This is a genomic window from Massilia sp. Root133, from assembly GCF_001426525.1.
GTDB lineage: Bacteria > Pseudomonadota > Gammaproteobacteria > Burkholderiales > Burkholderiaceae_D > Telluria > Telluria orientalis.
Genome location: NZ_LMEW01000031.1, coordinates 515,295 through 529,394 on the forward strand (window position 1 = coordinate 515,295; position 14,100 = coordinate 529,394).

Annotated in this window: 13 protein-coding genes; all 13 read left to right on the forward strand. The window is 65.1% G+C overall.

Annotated features, from left to right (window positions below; genetic code table 11):
* The first annotated feature begins 15 nt into the window (after positions 1-15).
* The 13 genes from ispG (at position 16) to ASD28_RS20370 (ending at position 14,098) form a co-directional block, all read left to right on the forward strand.
* A complete protein-coding gene (gene ispG / locus ASD28_RS20310) occupies positions 16-1,296 on the forward strand; it encodes a flavodoxin-dependent (E)-4-hydroxy-3-methylbut-2-enyl-diphosphate synthase (protein ID WP_056132251.1) in 1,281 nt (426 codons plus the stop codon).
* 114 nt (positions 1,297-1,410) lie between these two features.
* Positions 1,411-2,757: a histidine--tRNA ligase gene (gene hisS / locus ASD28_RS20315; protein WP_056132256.1), complete on the forward strand. Its 1,347-nt coding sequence runs from the start codon at positions 1,411-1,413 to the stop codon at positions 2,755-2,757.
* A 31-nt stretch (positions 2,758-2,788) separates the two neighbouring features.
* A complete protein-coding gene (locus tag ASD28_RS20320) occupies positions 2,789-3,442 on the forward strand; it encodes a tetratricopeptide repeat protein (RefSeq protein ID WP_056132260.1) in 654 nt (217 codons plus the stop codon).
* A gap of 145 nt (positions 3,443-3,587) precedes the next feature.
* The gene (gene bamB / locus ASD28_RS20325) at positions 3,588-4,733 is read left to right on the forward strand and encodes an outer membrane protein assembly factor BamB (protein ID WP_056132263.1); all 1,146 of its coding nucleotides are present in this window, start codon (positions 3,588-3,590) and stop codon (positions 4,731-4,733) included.
* 6 nt (positions 4,734-4,739) lie between these two features.
* Positions 4,740-6,077 carry a ribosome biogenesis GTPase Der gene (gene der, locus ASD28_RS20330; RefSeq protein ID WP_056132266.1) on the forward strand — a complete coding sequence of 446 codons (1,338 nt, stop codon included), beginning with the start codon at positions 4,740-4,742 and terminating at the stop codon, positions 6,075-6,077.
* A gap of 213 nt (positions 6,078-6,290) precedes the next feature.
* Complete coding sequence (hfq, locus tag ASD28_RS20335; RefSeq protein WP_036168820.1) at positions 6,291-6,527, forward strand: RNA chaperone Hfq; 237 nt, start codon at positions 6,291-6,293, stop codon at positions 6,525-6,527.
* Positions 6,528-6,556: 29 nt separating this feature from the next.
* Complete coding sequence (gene hflX, locus ASD28_RS20340; RefSeq protein ID WP_082577657.1) at positions 6,557-7,720, forward strand: GTPase HflX; 1,164 nt, start codon at positions 6,557-6,559, stop codon at positions 7,718-7,720.
* A gap of 3 nt (positions 7,721-7,723) precedes the next feature.
* The gene (hflK, locus tag ASD28_RS20345; protein ID WP_082577651.1) at positions 7,724-9,112 is read left to right on the forward strand and encodes an FtsH protease activity modulator HflK; all 1,389 of its coding nucleotides are present in this window, start codon (positions 7,724-7,726) and stop codon (positions 9,110-9,112) included.
* Positions 9,112-9,990 (forward strand): protease modulator HflC, encoded by an 879-nt coding sequence (gene hflC, locus ASD28_RS20350; RefSeq protein ID WP_056132272.1) that lies wholly within the window; start codon positions 9,112-9,114, stop codon positions 9,988-9,990. The genes hflK and hflC overlap by 1 nt, the downstream gene beginning before the upstream one ends.
* A 162-nt stretch (positions 9,991-10,152) precedes the next feature.
* The gene (locus tag ASD28_RS20355; protein WP_056132274.1) at positions 10,153-11,307 is read left to right on the forward strand and encodes an ATP phosphoribosyltransferase regulatory subunit; all 1,155 of its coding nucleotides are present in this window, start codon (positions 10,153-10,155) and stop codon (positions 11,305-11,307) included.
* On the forward strand, positions 11,307-12,620 hold the full coding sequence (locus ASD28_RS20360) for an adenylosuccinate synthase (protein ID WP_371768021.1): 1,314 nt from the start codon (positions 11,307-11,309) through the stop codon (positions 12,618-12,620). The genes ASD28_RS20355 and ASD28_RS20360 overlap by 1 nt, the downstream gene beginning before the upstream one ends.
* 77 nt (positions 12,621-12,697) lie before the next feature.
* Complete coding sequence (locus ASD28_RS20365; RefSeq protein WP_056132277.1) at positions 12,698-13,240, forward strand: phosphoribosyltransferase; 543 nt, start codon at positions 12,698-12,700, stop codon at positions 13,238-13,240.
* A gap of 261 nt (positions 13,241-13,501) precedes the next feature.
* On the forward strand, positions 13,502-14,098 hold the full coding sequence (locus tag ASD28_RS20370) for a MarC family protein (protein ID WP_056132280.1): 597 nt from the start codon (positions 13,502-13,504) through the stop codon (positions 14,096-14,098).
* Positions 14,099-14,100: the final 2 nt, after the last annotated feature.

The window sequence follows — 14,100 nt, forward strand, 5'->3', positions numbered from 1 at the left end:
GAACGGAATAAACAGATGACTTTCTCGAACAACGCCAACGACCCGATCGGTTCCGGCCCGCTGCCGCGCCGCGCCAGCCGCGGCGTGGTCGTGCAGCACGGCGCGCGCAAGGTGATCGTCGGCGGCGACGCCCCGGTCGTCGTGCAGTCGATGACGAACACAGACACGGCCGACGTGATCGGCACCGCCATCCAGGTCAAGGAACTGGCGCGTGCCGGTTCCGAGATCGTGCGCATCACCGTGAACACGCCGGAAGCGGCGGCTGCCGTGCCGGCGATCCGCGAACAGCTCGACAGGATGGACGTCGACGTCCCTCTCGTCGGCGACTTCCACTACAACGGCCACCTGCTGCTGCGCGATTATCCCGAGTGCGCGCAGGCGCTGTCGAAATACCGCATCAATCCGGGCAACGTGGGGCAGGGCGCCAAGCGCGACACCCAGTTCGCCCAGATGATCGAAACCGCGATCCGCTACGACAAGCCGGTGCGCATCGGCGTCAACTGGGGCAGCCTGGACCAAGCACTGCTCGCGCGCATCATGGACGAGAATGCCGCCCGCGCCCAGCCGTGGAGCGCGCAGTCCGTCATGTACGAAGCGCTGATCACGTCGGCGATCGAGAACGCCCAGCGCGCCGAGGAGCTTGGCATGCGGCGCGACCAGATCGTCCTGTCGTGCAAGGTGTCGGGCGTGCAGGACCTGATCGCCGTCTACCGCGAACTGGGCAAGCGCTGCGACTACGCGCTGCACCTGGGCCTGACGGAAGCGGGCATGGGCAGCAAGGGTATCGTCGCGTCGACGGCCGCGCTGTCCGTGCTGCTGCAGGAAGGCATCGGCGACACGATCCGCATCTCGCTGACGCCGGAACCGGGCGGCGACCGCACGAAGGAAGTCGTCGTCGGCCAGGAAATCCTGCAGACGATGGGCCTCCGTAAATTCACGCCGATGGTCATCGCGTGCCCCGGCTGCGGCCGCACGACGTCGACCGTGTTCCAGGAACTGGCCGACAACATCCAGACCTTCCTGCGCGAGCAGATGCCGGAATGGAAGAAGACCTATCCGGGCGTCGAAGCGATGAACGTGGCCGTGATGGGCTGCATCGTGAACGGTCCGGGCGAGTCGAAGCACGCGAACATCGGCATCTCGCTGCCGGGGACGGGCGAATCGCCGGCGGCTCCGGTCTTTGTGGATGGGCAAAAGGTCGCTACACTGCGGGGCGAGCGGATCGTGGATGAGTTCAAGACGATCGTGCTGGATTACGTACAGAAGAATTACGGTAAGCAAACCGAAACAATATAACGTCGCCCCCGCGCAGGCGGGGGCCCATGCTGAGCTGGCTGAAGATGCTCAGTATGGGGGGAACAGCCCACTGGGCTGTTCCCGTCTCCGCGGGAACGACGGCGAGGAATCAGAATGTCCGAGAAAAAAGAGAAAATCGTCGCCATCAAAGGCATGAACGACATCCTGCCGGCCGACGCGCCGCTGTGGGAGCTGTTCGAGAACACCGCGGAATCCGTGCTGAAGAGCTACGGTTACCAGAAGATCGTCACCCCGATCGTCGAGGAAACGGGCCTGTTCGCGCGCGCCATCGGCGCCGTCACCGACATCGTCGAGAAGGAGATGTATTCCTTCACCGATTCGATGAACGGCGACCAGCTGACCCTGCGTCCGGAAGGCACGGCCGGCGTCGTGCGCGCCGTCATCGAGCACAATCTCGCGTACGACGGTCCGAAGCGCCTGTGGTACAAGGGCCCGATGTTCCGCCACGAGCGTCCGCAGCGCGGCCGCTACCGCCAGTTCTTCCAGTTCGGCGCGGAAGCCATCGGCTTCTCCGGTCCGGACATCGACGCGGAACTGATCATGCTGTGCCGCCGCCTGTGGGACGACCTGGGCCTCGACAACATCCGCCTCGAACTGAACTCGATCGGCAACGCGGAAGAGCGCCAGCGCCACCGCGCCGACCTGATCGCCTACTTCGAAGCGAACATCGACGTCCTCGACGCGGAAGCGAAGCGCCGCCTGCATGCGAACCCGCTGCGCATCCTGGATACGAAGAACCCGGCGATGCAGAACCTCGTCAACAACGCGCCGAAGCTGCTGGACTACCTGGGCGGCGAATCGCTCGCGCACTTCGAGGGCCTGAAGAAGATCCTCGATGCGAACAACGTCCAGTACACCGTCAACCCGCGTCTGGTGCGCGGCCTCGATTACTACAACCGCACCGTGTTCGAGTGGGTCACGGACATGCTGGGCGCGCAGGGCACCGTCTGCGCGGGCGGCCGCTACGATCCGCTGATCGAGACCTTCGGCGGCAAGCCGACGCCGGGCATCGGCTTCGCGATGGGCATCGAGCGCCTGATCGAGCTGATGAAAGAGCAGGGCGAACCGGCCACGCCGGCCCAGTGCGACGTCTATCTCGTGCACCAGGGTGAAGACGCGCAGACGAAGGCATTCATCCTCGGCGAGCGCATCCGCGACGCGGGCCTGGACGTCGTCCTGCACTGCGCCACCCCGGCCGGCGCGGGCAGCTTCAAGAGCCAGATGAAGAAGGCCGACGGTTCCGGCGCCGCATTCGCCGTGATCATCGGCGAGGACGAGGTCGAGAACGGCGTCGTCGCCGTGAAATCGCTGCGTGACAGCGAAGGCGGCCAGCAGCAGACGAGCGTGCCGTTCGACGAGGCTGTCGACTTCATCGTCGACCAGATCGTCGGTGGCCACGATCACGACCACGATCACGACCACGTGCACTACCATCCCTAATCCCGATCAACGATAACGAAAAAGAACGTCCATGGCATACGATCTCGAAGAACAAGAACAGATAGCCAATTTCAAGGCCTTCTGGGACCGCTTTGGCAACCTGATCACCTGGGTGCTGATCCTCGCTCTGGGTGGCTATGCCGCCTACAACTTCTGGGGCTCGCACCAGCGCTCGCAGGCCGCGGAAGCGTCCGGCCTGTATGACGGCCTGACCGAAGCGATCGAAGCGAAGGATGCGGCGAAGGTCCAGCGCATCACGGGCGACATCGAGAACAAGTTCGGCTCGACCGCCTACGCCCCGATGGCCGCGCTGGCCGCCGCCAAGGCCGCGTTCGACGCGAACGACCTGAAAACGGCGAAAACCCAGCTGCAATGGGCGGTCGACCATGGCGACGACGAGTACAAGGCCATCGCGAAGCTGCGCCTGTCCGGCGTGCTGCTGGACGAGAAAGCGTTCGACCAGGCGCTGGCGCAGCTGAACGGCGAGTTCCCGGCGCAGTTCGCGGCCGAGGTGCAGGACCGCAAGGGCGACATCCTCGTCGCGCAGAACAAGCTGGCGGAAGCCCGCACGGCCTACCAGGCCGCGCTCGACAAGATGGAGAAGAACCATCCGGGCCGCCAGGTCGTGCAGGTCAAGCTGGATGCCATTGGCGGTTCGGCACCGGCGCAGAAAGCGGCAGCGTAAAATAACAACTCCGTCATTCCCGCGCAGGCGGGAATCCATACTGAGTTTCAGAATTCGATACGTCGCACATGTCGCGACTTCGGTAAATCAGCATGGGTTCCCGCCCCCGCGGGAACGACGTATTTAAGAACAAGGTAAATAAGACATGCGTATTACCCGGAAGCTCGTTGGTGTCGGTATGTTCGCCCTGATGGCGGGCTGCTCCTCGCTCAATCCGTTCGCGTCCAAACCGAAGGGCAACCAGCCCACGCCGCTGGTCGACCTGAAAGGTTCGATGGCCGTGCGCACGGCGTGGAAGCTGGAAGTCGGCAAGTCGCAGAGCTACATGTTCTCGCCCGCCATCGCCGACAACACCATCGTCGCGGCCGGGGCCGACGGCACCATCGTGCGCGCGGAAGCGGCCACCGGCCGCCAGATCTGGCGCACCAAGGCCGGCACGGACCTGACCGCGGGCGTCGGCACGGACGGCAGCGTCATCGTGCTGGGCGGCGCCAAGGGCATGCTGCTGGCGTTCGACATGGATGGCAAGAAGCTGTGGGATGCCCAGCTGTCTTCCGAGATCCTGTCGTCGCCGGTCGTGGGGCAGGGCATCGTCGTCGCGCGCAGCATCGACAACCGCATCGTCGGCTACGACGCCAAGACGGGCCAGAAGAAATGGACCGTGCAGCGCACCGCACCGGCGCTCACGCTGCGCCTCGCGCCAGGCATGGTCATCCACGACAAGGACGTGCTGGTCGCCCAGCCGGGCGGCAAGCTGATGTCGCTGATCCTCGCCACCGGCGCGCCGCGCTGGGAGATCGAGGTCGGCGTCGCCCGCGGCGCGACGGAACTGGAGCGCGTCACCGACATGGGCGGCACGCCGGTCATCATCGAGAACGACGTGTGCGCCGTGTCGTACCAGGGCCGCGTCGGCTGCTTCGACCTGGCCACGGGCAGCCCGCGCTGGACCCGCGACCTGTCGTCGGAAGTCGGCGTCGCCGCGGACCAGCGTTTCGTGTTCGTCCCGGACGACAAGGGCGCCGTCTACGCGTACAACCGCGACAGCGGCACGAGCGCGTGGAAGAACGACAAGCTGGCCTACCGCCGCCTGTCCACGCCGGTGTCGTACGGCCGTGCCGTCGCCGTCGGCGACTACCAGGGTTACGTGCACTTCCTGTCGCGCGAGGACGGCTCGTTCCTGTCCCGCGCCGCCACGGACGGCAGCGCCATCGAATCCACGCCACTGGTCGTCGGTTCGAACCTGATTTTTCAAACACAAAATGGAACCGTGACCGCCATCGCGGTCGAATAAGATTCAATGAAGCCGGTAATCGCACTCGTAGGTCGTCCCAACGTCGGAAAGTCGACCTTATTCAATCGCATGACCCGCTCGCGCGACGCGCTGGTGGCGGACTTGCCCGGCCTGACGCGCGACCGCCACTATGGCGAAGGGCGCATGGGCGAACGTCCGTTCCTGGTCATCGATACCGGCGGTTTCGAGCCGGTCGCCAAGGAAGGCATCATGCACGAGATGGCGCTGCAGACGCGCCAGGCCGTCGCCGAGGCGGACATCGTCATGTTCATCGTCGACGGCCGCCAGGGTCTCACGCCGCACGACAAGACCATCACGGACTTCCTGCGCAAGTCGGGCCGCAAGGTCATGCTCGTCGTGAACAAGAGCGAGGGCATGAAGTACACGTCCGTCACCGCCGAGTTCTATGAGCTGGGCATGGGCGACCCGTACGTGATCTCCGCCGCCCACGGCGACGGCGTGCTGGACCTCGTCAACGAGGCCATCGACGTCGCCGTCCAGCAGCGTCCGGAGGAAGCCGAGGAGTTCGATCCCGCCGACTACGGCGTCAAGATCGCGCTCGTCGGCCGTCCAAACGTGGGCAAGTCCACCTTGATCAACACCCTCGTGGGCGAGCAGCGCGTGATCGCGTTCGACATGCCGGGCACCACGCGTGATTCGATCGAGGTCCCGTTCGAAAAGGGCGGCAAGCACTACACGCTGATCGACACGGCCGGCATCCGCCGCCGCGGCAAGGTGTTCGAGGCCATCGAAAAATTCTCGGTGGTGAAGACCCTGCAGTCGATCTCGGAAGCGAACGTCGTCGTGCTGATGCTGGACGCGCAGCAGGACATCTCCGAGCAGGACGCGCACATCGCCGGCTTCATCCTGGAGACGGGCCGCGCGCTCGTCGTCGCCGTCAACAAGTGGGACGGTTTGACGTCCGACGTGCGCGACCAGGTCAAGAACGACATCGACCGCAAGCTGAACTTCCTCGACTTCGCGGAAACGAAATTCATCTCGGCGCTGAAGGGCACCGGCATCAACCACCTGATGAAGGCGATCGACACGGCGTATGCCGCGGCGACCGCGAAGCTGTCCACGCCGCGCCTGACGCGCGCGCTGCAGGAAGCGATCGAGAAGCAGGAGCCGAAGCGCAAGGGCAGCACGCGTCCGAAGTTGCGCTACGCGCACCAGGGCGGCCAGAACCCGCCCATCATCGTCATCCACGGCAATGCGCTGGATGGCATCACGGAACCGTACAAGCGTTACCTGGAAAAGCATTTCCGCGATACGTTCGATCTCATCGGCACGCCGCTGCGCATCGAACTCAAGAGCGGCAAGAATCCGTTCGCCAAGGAATAACCGTAACGCGTGAAATTCATTTGTGTTAAATGTTTTTCACGCGTGCGAAGGCACTTTTTAAGCCAGCTTTAACCATAGCAGTACGACAAAAAAGAGCAAAACAGGTTACAGTTAGCTTGGGCGAACATTCACAGCTTGAGAATGTTGGCGCAGCCACTTGAAATCCGGCATCCCGCCACAATTTTTATACGACAACAACATCACGGAGCTGTCATGAGCAACAAAGGGCAACTGTTACAAGACCCATTCCTCAACGCCTTGCGCAAAGAGCACGTCCCCGTCTCGATCTACCTGGTCAACGGGATCAAGCTTCAGGGCCACATCGAATCCTTCGACCAGTACGTCGTCCTCCTGCGTAACACCGTCACCCAGATGGTGTACAAGCATGCGATCTCTACCGTCGTTCCGGCCCGTGCGGTCAATCTCAACCTCGAACAAGACGCCGAGTGAGGTCGATGGCTGACGTTTCCGGCAACACCATGCGCGCCGCCTTGGTCGGTATCGATTTCAACGCTGGCGATTTCAAAGCCAGCCTGGAAGAACTGGCCCTGCTGGCGCGCTCGGCCGGGGCCGAACCGATCAGCACGATCACAGCAAAGCGCAACAGTCCCGATCCTGCGTATTTCGTCGGCAGCGGCAAGGCCGACGAAATCGCGCAGGCCGTTCTCGCCGACAAGGTCGAGATCGTCATTTTCAACCACGCCCTGTCGCCCGCCCAACAGCGTAACCTGGAGCGGCGGCTCAATGTACGCGTGGTCGACCGTACCAGCCTGATCCTCGACATCTTCGCGCAGCGCGCGCAGAGCCACGAGGGCAAGCTGCAGGTCGAACTGGCCCAGCTGCAGCACCTGGCCACGCGCCTGATCCGCGGCTGGACCCACCTGGAGCGCCAGAAGGGCGGTATCGGCCTGCGCGGTCCCGGTGAAACCCAGCTCGAGACCGACCGCCGCCTCATCGGCGAGCGCGTCAAGATGCTGCGCACCCGTCTTACCAAGCTGCGCAAGCAGCACGAGACCCAGCGCCGTTCGCGCGGGCGCAACCAGACATTTTCCGTGTCGCTCGTCGGCTATACCAACGCCGGCAAGTCGACCCTGTTCAACACCCTGACGAAGGCCGGGGTGTACGTCGCGAACCAGTTGTTCGCAACGCTCGACACGACGTCGCGCCGTCTGTACCTCGGTCCAGACGTCGGCAACGTGGTCGTGTCCGATACCGTCGGTTTCGTGCGCGAACTGCCGCACCAGCTGGTCGCCGCATTCCGCGCCACCTTGGAAGAAACCATCCACGCCGACCTGCTGCTGCACGTCGTCGACGGCGCTTCTCCCGTGCGGATGGAGCAGATCGAGCAGGTCAACGAGGTCCTGCGCGAAATCGGCGCCGACCACATCCCGCAGATCCTGGTCTGGAACAAGATCGATGCGGCCGGCCTCGAGCCGGGGATCGAGCGTGATGAATATGGTAAGATCAGCCGCGTTTTCATCAGCGCCAGGAGCGGCGCCGGCCTCGATCTGCTGCGCGACGCGATCGTCGAGGCGGCCACCCGCGGCGCCGGCGTGGCGCCCGCTGACGTGCAGGAACGCGAAGTCGCCGATTTCGCGCACGCCGACCTGCTGCCCGCGACTCCCCATCCCGGACCACACTAGTCTATGCCTGTTTCTCTGATCAAACGGATCGGCGCGCGGCTCGCGCCGACCGGTCGTCACGCCGGCGCGCGCAAGGCCGGCGTGCCGCTGTTTTCCCTCAATGATCCTCGCTGGGGCCACAACCCCAAGTCGAACGAGGGCCGCCGCCCGAACAATAACAACAAGAACGACAGCGACGGTCCACCTGACCTCGACCAGCTGTGGCGCGATTTCAACCAACGCCTCAACAAGCTGTTCGGCGGCAAGCGCGGCGGCGACGGCGGCCCGTTCCGCCCGGACGCGCGCGGCGTCGGCCTGACGGCCACCGTCGTCGGCGCCATCGCCCTGCTGATCTGGCTCGCCAGCGGCGCGTTCATCGTGCAGGAGGGACAGGTCGGCATCGTCACGACGTTCGGCCGGCTGTCGCACGTGACGGGCGCCGGCTTCAACTGGCGCTGGCCCGCGCCGTTCCAGTCGCACGAGACCGTCAACACGGCCCAGGTGCAGACGACCGAGATCGGTTACCGCGCCAATGTGCGCAACAAGCAGCCGAGCGAAGCGCTGATGCTGACGGGCGACGAGAACATCGTCGACGTCCAGTTCTCCGTGCAGTACAAGATCAAGGACCCGGTCGCGTGGGTGTTCAACAACCGCGACCAGGTCGAGACCATCCGTGACTCCGCCGAGACCGTCGTGCGCGAACTCGTCGGCCAGAACAAGATGGACACCGTCCTGTACACGGGCCGCGACAAGCTGGCGATGGAAGCGCGCGAAGCGATCCAGCGCCTGGCCGACCGCTACAAGATGGGCGCGGAGATCGTCGGCGTGACGATGCAGTCCGTGCAGCCGCCCGACCAGGTCGCCGCCGCGTTCGAGGACGCCGGCAAGGCGCAGGAAGAGCGTGTGCGTGCGCGCAGCGAAGCGCAGGCGTTTGCCGACGAGGTCATCCCGCAGGCGAAGGGCAAGGCCGCGCGCCTGTTGCAGGATGCCGAAGCGTACCGCGCCAGCGTGGTGAGCGTCGCGACCGGCAACGCCGCGCGCTTCGACAAGATCGTGGCCGAGTATGCGAAGGCCCCGGCCGTCACGCGCGACCGCATGTATATCGAGACGATGCAGCAAATTCTTTCCAGTACCAGCAAGGTCATGATCGACGCCAAGACCGGCAACAACACGATCTACCTGCCGCTCGACCGCCTGCTGGCCCAGTCGACGGCCAACGAGGCGGCGCGCGGCGCCAATTCCGGTCCGATGATGGCGCCGCAGCAGAACCCGGCGCAGCCGCAAGCGCAGCAGCCGGCGGCGGCGCCGGCCCAGGCGCAACCGCAGCCGCAGACCGAAATCTCGGCCGGCGAATCGAACCGCACGCACGACCTGCGCAGCCGCGACACGGGCCGCGAACGGGAGAGCCGCTGATGAGTCGCCTGTTAGCCAGCCTGATCGGCGCCGCCATCGCGGTGGCGCTCGTGTCGTCGTCCGTGTTCGTCGTCGACCAGCACCGTTACGCCGTCGTGTACGCACTCGGCGAACTGCGCGAGGTCATCCAGGAACCGGGCCTGAACATCAAGGCGCCGCCGCCGTTCCAGAACGTCGTCTTCCTGGATAAACGCCTGCAGACGCTCGACACGCCCGACGGCGAGCGCTTCCTGACGGCGGAAAAGAAGGACCTGCTCGTCGACGCGTTCGTGAAATGGCGCATCGTGAATCCGCGCCAGTACGTGATCGCCATCGGCAGCAACGCCGACCGCGGCGGCGAGCGCCTGAACCAGCTCGTGCGCAATGCGCTCACGGCCGAGATCGGCAAGCGCAACCTCGCCGACGTGCTGACGGGCGGCAAGCGCACGGACGTGGCGAATGCCGTGCGCGCCGACCTGGCCCCGGAAGCGAAAGACCTCGGCGTGGAAGTCGTCGACGTGCACCTGAAGCGCATCGACTTCATCGACCAGGTCAACAACGCCGTGTACGAACGCATGAAGGCCGACCGCGTGCGCGTGGCGAACGAACTGCGCGCGACGGGCGTGGCCGAGGCGGAGACGATCCGCGCCGACGCCGAGCGCCAGCGCAGCGTGATCCTCGCCGACGCCCAGCGCGACGCCGAGACGATCAAGGGAGAAGGCGATGCGCAGGCGTCGCAGATCTATGCCCAGTCGTTCGGCAAGAATCCGGAGTTCTACCGGTTCTACCGCTCGATGGAAGCCTACAAGGCCACCTTCAAGGGACGCAACGACGTGATCGTGATCGACTCGAACTCCGAGTTCTTCAAGTATTTCAAGGGTCCTGGCGCAGGCAAGTGAGCGCCTTGGTCGTGGAGTATCGGCAACGTTGGCATTCGTTTCATCGCCAACCGCCCCGCGTTTTCGGTTAAAATCGTCGATTCGGCGGAATGAACGCGTGCAAAGCCGCGTTCATGCTGCCCGAATGTTGTCCGACTTTTAATAACCCGACCCGCTTTGCCCATGCCCACCTGGCTCCTGCCCGAGAATATCGCCGACGTCCTGCCGTCCGAAGCGCGCAAGATCGAAGAGCTGCGCCGCTTGATGCTCGACACCTTCCGTACCTACGGCTACGAACTCGTGATGCCGCCGCTGCTCGAATACGTCGATTCGCTGCTGGCAGGCGCCGGACAGGACACCGATCTCCGCACCTTCAAGCTCGTCGATTCGATGAGCGGCCGCCTGCTCGGCCTGCGCGCCGACATGACGACGCAGGTCGCCCGCATCGACGCCCACCTGCTGAACCGCGATACCGTCACCCGCCTGTGCTATGCCGGCAGCGTGCTGCACACGCAGCCGTCCGGCCTGCACGCGACGCGCGAGCCGCTGCAGATCGGCGCCGAGATCTACGGCCACGCCGGCCTCGAAGCGGATGCGGAGATCCAGGAACTGGCGCTGGCATCGCTCGCGCTGGCCGGCTTCGAACAGCCGCGCCTCGACCTGTCGCACGTCGGCGTGCTGCGCGCGATCCTCGCCGAGGATGCCGCCGCCAAACGTGACGAGCAGCTGCTGTACACGTTGCTGCGCTCGAAGGACGTGCCGGGCCTGATCGATGCGACGGCGGACTACAACGAACAAACCCGCGCCGCGCTGCTGGCGCTGCCGAACCTGTACGGCGACATCGACGTGCTCGCGCGCGCCAAGGACGTGCTGCCGGCGCTGCCGGGCATCGCCCGCGCGCTGGCGGAACTCGCCGCGCTGGCCGGCTCCGCGCTGGGCCGCGCCCAGATCGCGATCGACCTCGCCGACCTGCGCGGCTACCAGTACGAAAGCGGCGCCATGTTCGCGCTGTACGTGCCGGGCCTGCCGAACGCCGTCGCGCGCGGCGGCCGCTACGACCACGTGGGCGAAGCCTTCGGCCGCGCGCGTCCGGCCACGGGCTTCTCGCTCGACCTGCGCGAACTGGCCCGTCTGCTGCCGACGGCCGAGCGCAAACACTCCATTCGTGCCCCCTGGGGCAACGCGCCCGAGCTGCGCGAAAAAATCGCTGAACTGCGCAAAGCGGGCGAAGTGGTGATCCAGTCGATGCCGGGTCACGACAATGTACAGGACGAGTTCGAGTGCGACCGTGTGCTCGTCCTCGAACAAGGAAATTGGATTCTCAAAAACTTAGGTTAATGATGTCAAATACTGCTAAGAACGTCGTTGTCATCGGCACCCAGTGGGGCGATGAAGGCAAGGGTAAGATCGTCGACTGGCTGACCGACCATGCCGCCGGCGTGGTGCGTTTCCAGGGCGGCCACAACGCCGGCCACACGCTGGTGATCAAGGGCCAGAAGACCGCGCTGCAACTGATCCCGTCGGGCATCATGCGCGAAGGCGTGGCCTGCTACATCGGCAACGGCGTCGTCGTCTCCGTACCGGACGTGATGCGCGAGATCGACAAGCTGGAAGCGGCCGGCGTGGAAGTCGCGTCGCGCCTGAAGATCTCGGAAGCCTGCCCGGTCATCCTGCCTTACCACGTCGCCATCGACGTCGCCCGCGAAGCGAAGCGCGGCGTCAACAAGATCGGCACGACGGGCAAGGGCATCGGCCCGGCGTACGAAGACAAGGTCGCGCGCCGCGCGATCCGCATCGCCGACCTGCTGAACGAAACCCGTTTTGCCGAGAAGCTGCGCGAAAACCTGGAATACCATAACTTCGTGCTGACCGGCTTCCTGGGCGGCCAGGCGCTGGACTTCCAGAAAGTGTACGACGACGCGATGGCCCTCGTGCCGCGCCTGCGTCCGATGGTCGGCGACGTGTCGTCCGCGCTGTACGCGACGCACAATGCCGGCGGCCACCTGCTGTTCGAAGGCGCGCAAGGCTCGCTGCTGGACGTCGACCACGGCACGTACCCGTTCGTCACCTCGTCGAACTGCGTGGCCGGCAACGCCGCCGCCGGTTCGGGCGTCGGTCCGGGCATGCTGCACTACATCATGGGCATCACCAAGGCCTACACGACCCGCGTGGGTTCGGGCCCGTTCCCGTCGGAGCTGCCGACGGACGCCGGCGTCGGCGAACACCTGTCGCGCATCGGCCACGAGTTCGGCACCGTGACGGGCCGTGCCCGCCGCTGCGGCTGGTTCGACGCCGCGCTGCTGCGCCGCTCCGTGCAGATCAACGGCGTGTCCGGCATGTGCCTGACCAAGCTGGACGTGCTGGACGGCCTGGACACGCTGAAGCTGTGCACCGGCTACAAGATCGACGGCCGCGACGTGGACATCTTCCCGGTCGGCGCGGAAGAAGCCGCGGCCTGCGTGCCGGTGTACGAAGAGATGCCGGGCTGGACGGGCACCACCGTCGGCGCCAAGTCGATGGACGAGCTGCCGGCCAACGCGCGTGCCTACATCAAGCGCATCGAAGAACTGGTCGGCGTCCCGGTGGACATGGTGTCGACCGGTCCGGACCGCGAAGAAACCATCGTGCTGCGCCACCCGTTCGCAGCCTGATATCGAAGCCCGGTCCCTGCCGCGCCACCCGCGGGGCAGGGACGTCAGCCACAAGCAGAAACTAGGAAAATCTGAACATGACGACGCCTCCATCGACCGACAAGGACCTGTGGGTCTCCTGGGATGAATACAACCGCCTGATCGAGCGCCTGGCGCTCAAGGTGTACGAATCGAACTGGAAGTTCGACATGGTGCTGTGCCTCGCGCGCGGCGGTGTGCGCCCGGGCGACGCGATCTCGCGCATCTTCGACGTGCCGCTGGCGATCCTGTCGACCAGCTCGTACCGCGAAGAAGCGGGCACGAAGCAGGGCGACCTGGACATCGCCAAGTACATGACGATGACCAAGGGCCCGCTGGCCGGCCGCATCCTGCTGGTCGACGACCTGGCCGATTCGGGCGTCACCCTGATGCGCGTGCGCGAGCACCTGCAGGCGAACTACCAGGACGTCACGGAAGTGCGTTCGGCCGTCATCTGGGTCAAGGGCACGTCGTCGATCAAGCCGGATTACCACCTGGTCGACCTGCCGCACAATCCGTGGATCCACCAGCCGTTCGAGGATTACGACGGGCTGCGTCCGCACCAGCTGCATTCCTGGCTGAAGAAGTTCGAACAGAACTGATTCGCGAGCGGATGCAAGAAGAGGGCGGTGCCAATGGCGCCGCTTTTTTTTTGCCGTCATTCCCGGCACTGCCGGAAATGACTTCCCGGCACTGCCGGAAATGACTTCCCGCGCACGCGGGAATCCATACTGAGGCGCCGCAGTCGCGTCACCAGCATTCCGGCTTCGTTTCAGTCAGCATGGGTTCCCGCCTTCGCGGGAACGACGGGAGTGCGTGCAGATCGGTTAAGATCACACCTGCCATAACAATAACAACGCCCCATGACCCAGAGCTTCTTCCAGACCTTCATCCTGCTGCTGCTGGTCACCGACCCCTTCGGCAACGTCCCCCTGTTCGTGACGGCGCTGAAGGACGTGGCCCCGGCCCGCCGCCCGCGCATCGTCGTGCGCGAGTGCGCCATCGCCTTTCTCCTGCTGCTGCTGTTCATGTTCTTCGGCCGCCACTTCCTCGCGGCGCTGCAGCTGACCGACATCTCGCTGCGCATCGGCGGCAGCGTCATCCTGCTGATCATCGCAATCCGCATGATCTTCCCCCATCCGGACGGCGTGCTCGGCCGCAGCGAAGGCGGCGAGCCGTTCATCGTGCCGCTCGCGATCCCCGCGCTGGCCGGGCCGTCCGCGCTGGCCACCGTGCTGCTGTTCACGTCGCAGTCGGTGGAGGAGGTGATGGTGCACGTGGCCGCGCTGGCGGCCGTCGCCATCATCTGGCTCGCCGTCTTCCTCGGCGCCGAACGCCTGCAGAAGGTGCTGGGCATCCAGGTCATGACCGCGTTCGAGCGCCTGATGGGCCTCATCCTGACCGCGATGTCGATCGAGATGCTGCTGGGCGGCGTGCGCGCCTTCGTCAAGACTTTATAACC

Excerpts from the sequence above, each read along its gene's own strand:
- ispG (WP_056132251.1), top strand. The coding sequence starts at position 16 with ATGACTTTCTCGAACAACGCCAACGACCCGATCGGTTCCGGCCCGCTG.
- hisS (WP_056132256.1), top strand. The coding sequence starts at position 1,411 with ATGTCCGAGAAAAAAGAGAAAATCGTCGCCATCAAAGGCATGAACGAC.
- ASD28_RS20320 (WP_056132260.1), top strand. The coding sequence starts at position 2,789 with ATGGCATACGATCTCGAAGAACAAGAACAGATAGCCAATTTCAAGGCC.
- bamB (WP_056132263.1), top strand. The coding sequence starts at position 3,588 with ATGCGTATTACCCGGAAGCTCGTTGGTGTCGGTATGTTCGCCCTGATG.
- der (WP_056132266.1), top strand. The coding sequence starts at position 4,740 with ATGAAGCCGGTAATCGCACTCGTAGGTCGTCCCAACGTCGGAAAGTCG.
- hfq (WP_036168820.1), top strand. The coding sequence starts at position 6,291 with ATGAGCAACAAAGGGCAACTGTTACAAGACCCATTCCTCAACGCCTTG.
- hflX (WP_082577657.1), top strand. The coding sequence starts at position 6,557 with ATGCGCGCCGCCTTGGTCGGTATCGATTTCAACGCTGGCGATTTCAAA.
- hflK (WP_082577651.1), top strand. The coding sequence starts at position 7,724 with ATGCCTGTTTCTCTGATCAAACGGATCGGCGCGCGGCTCGCGCCGACC.
- hflC (WP_056132272.1), top strand. The coding sequence starts at position 9,112 with ATGAGTCGCCTGTTAGCCAGCCTGATCGGCGCCGCCATCGCGGTGGCG.
- ASD28_RS20355 (WP_056132274.1), top strand. The coding sequence starts at position 10,153 with ATGCCCACCTGGCTCCTGCCCGAGAATATCGCCGACGTCCTGCCGTCC.
- ASD28_RS20360 (WP_371768021.1), top strand. The coding sequence starts at position 11,307 with ATGATGTCAAATACTGCTAAGAACGTCGTTGTCATCGGCACCCAGTGG.
- ASD28_RS20365 (WP_056132277.1), top strand. The coding sequence starts at position 12,698 with ATGACGACGCCTCCATCGACCGACAAGGACCTGTGGGTCTCCTGGGAT.
- ASD28_RS20370 (WP_056132280.1), top strand. The coding sequence starts at position 13,502 with ATGACCCAGAGCTTCTTCCAGACCTTCATCCTGCTGCTGCTGGTCACC.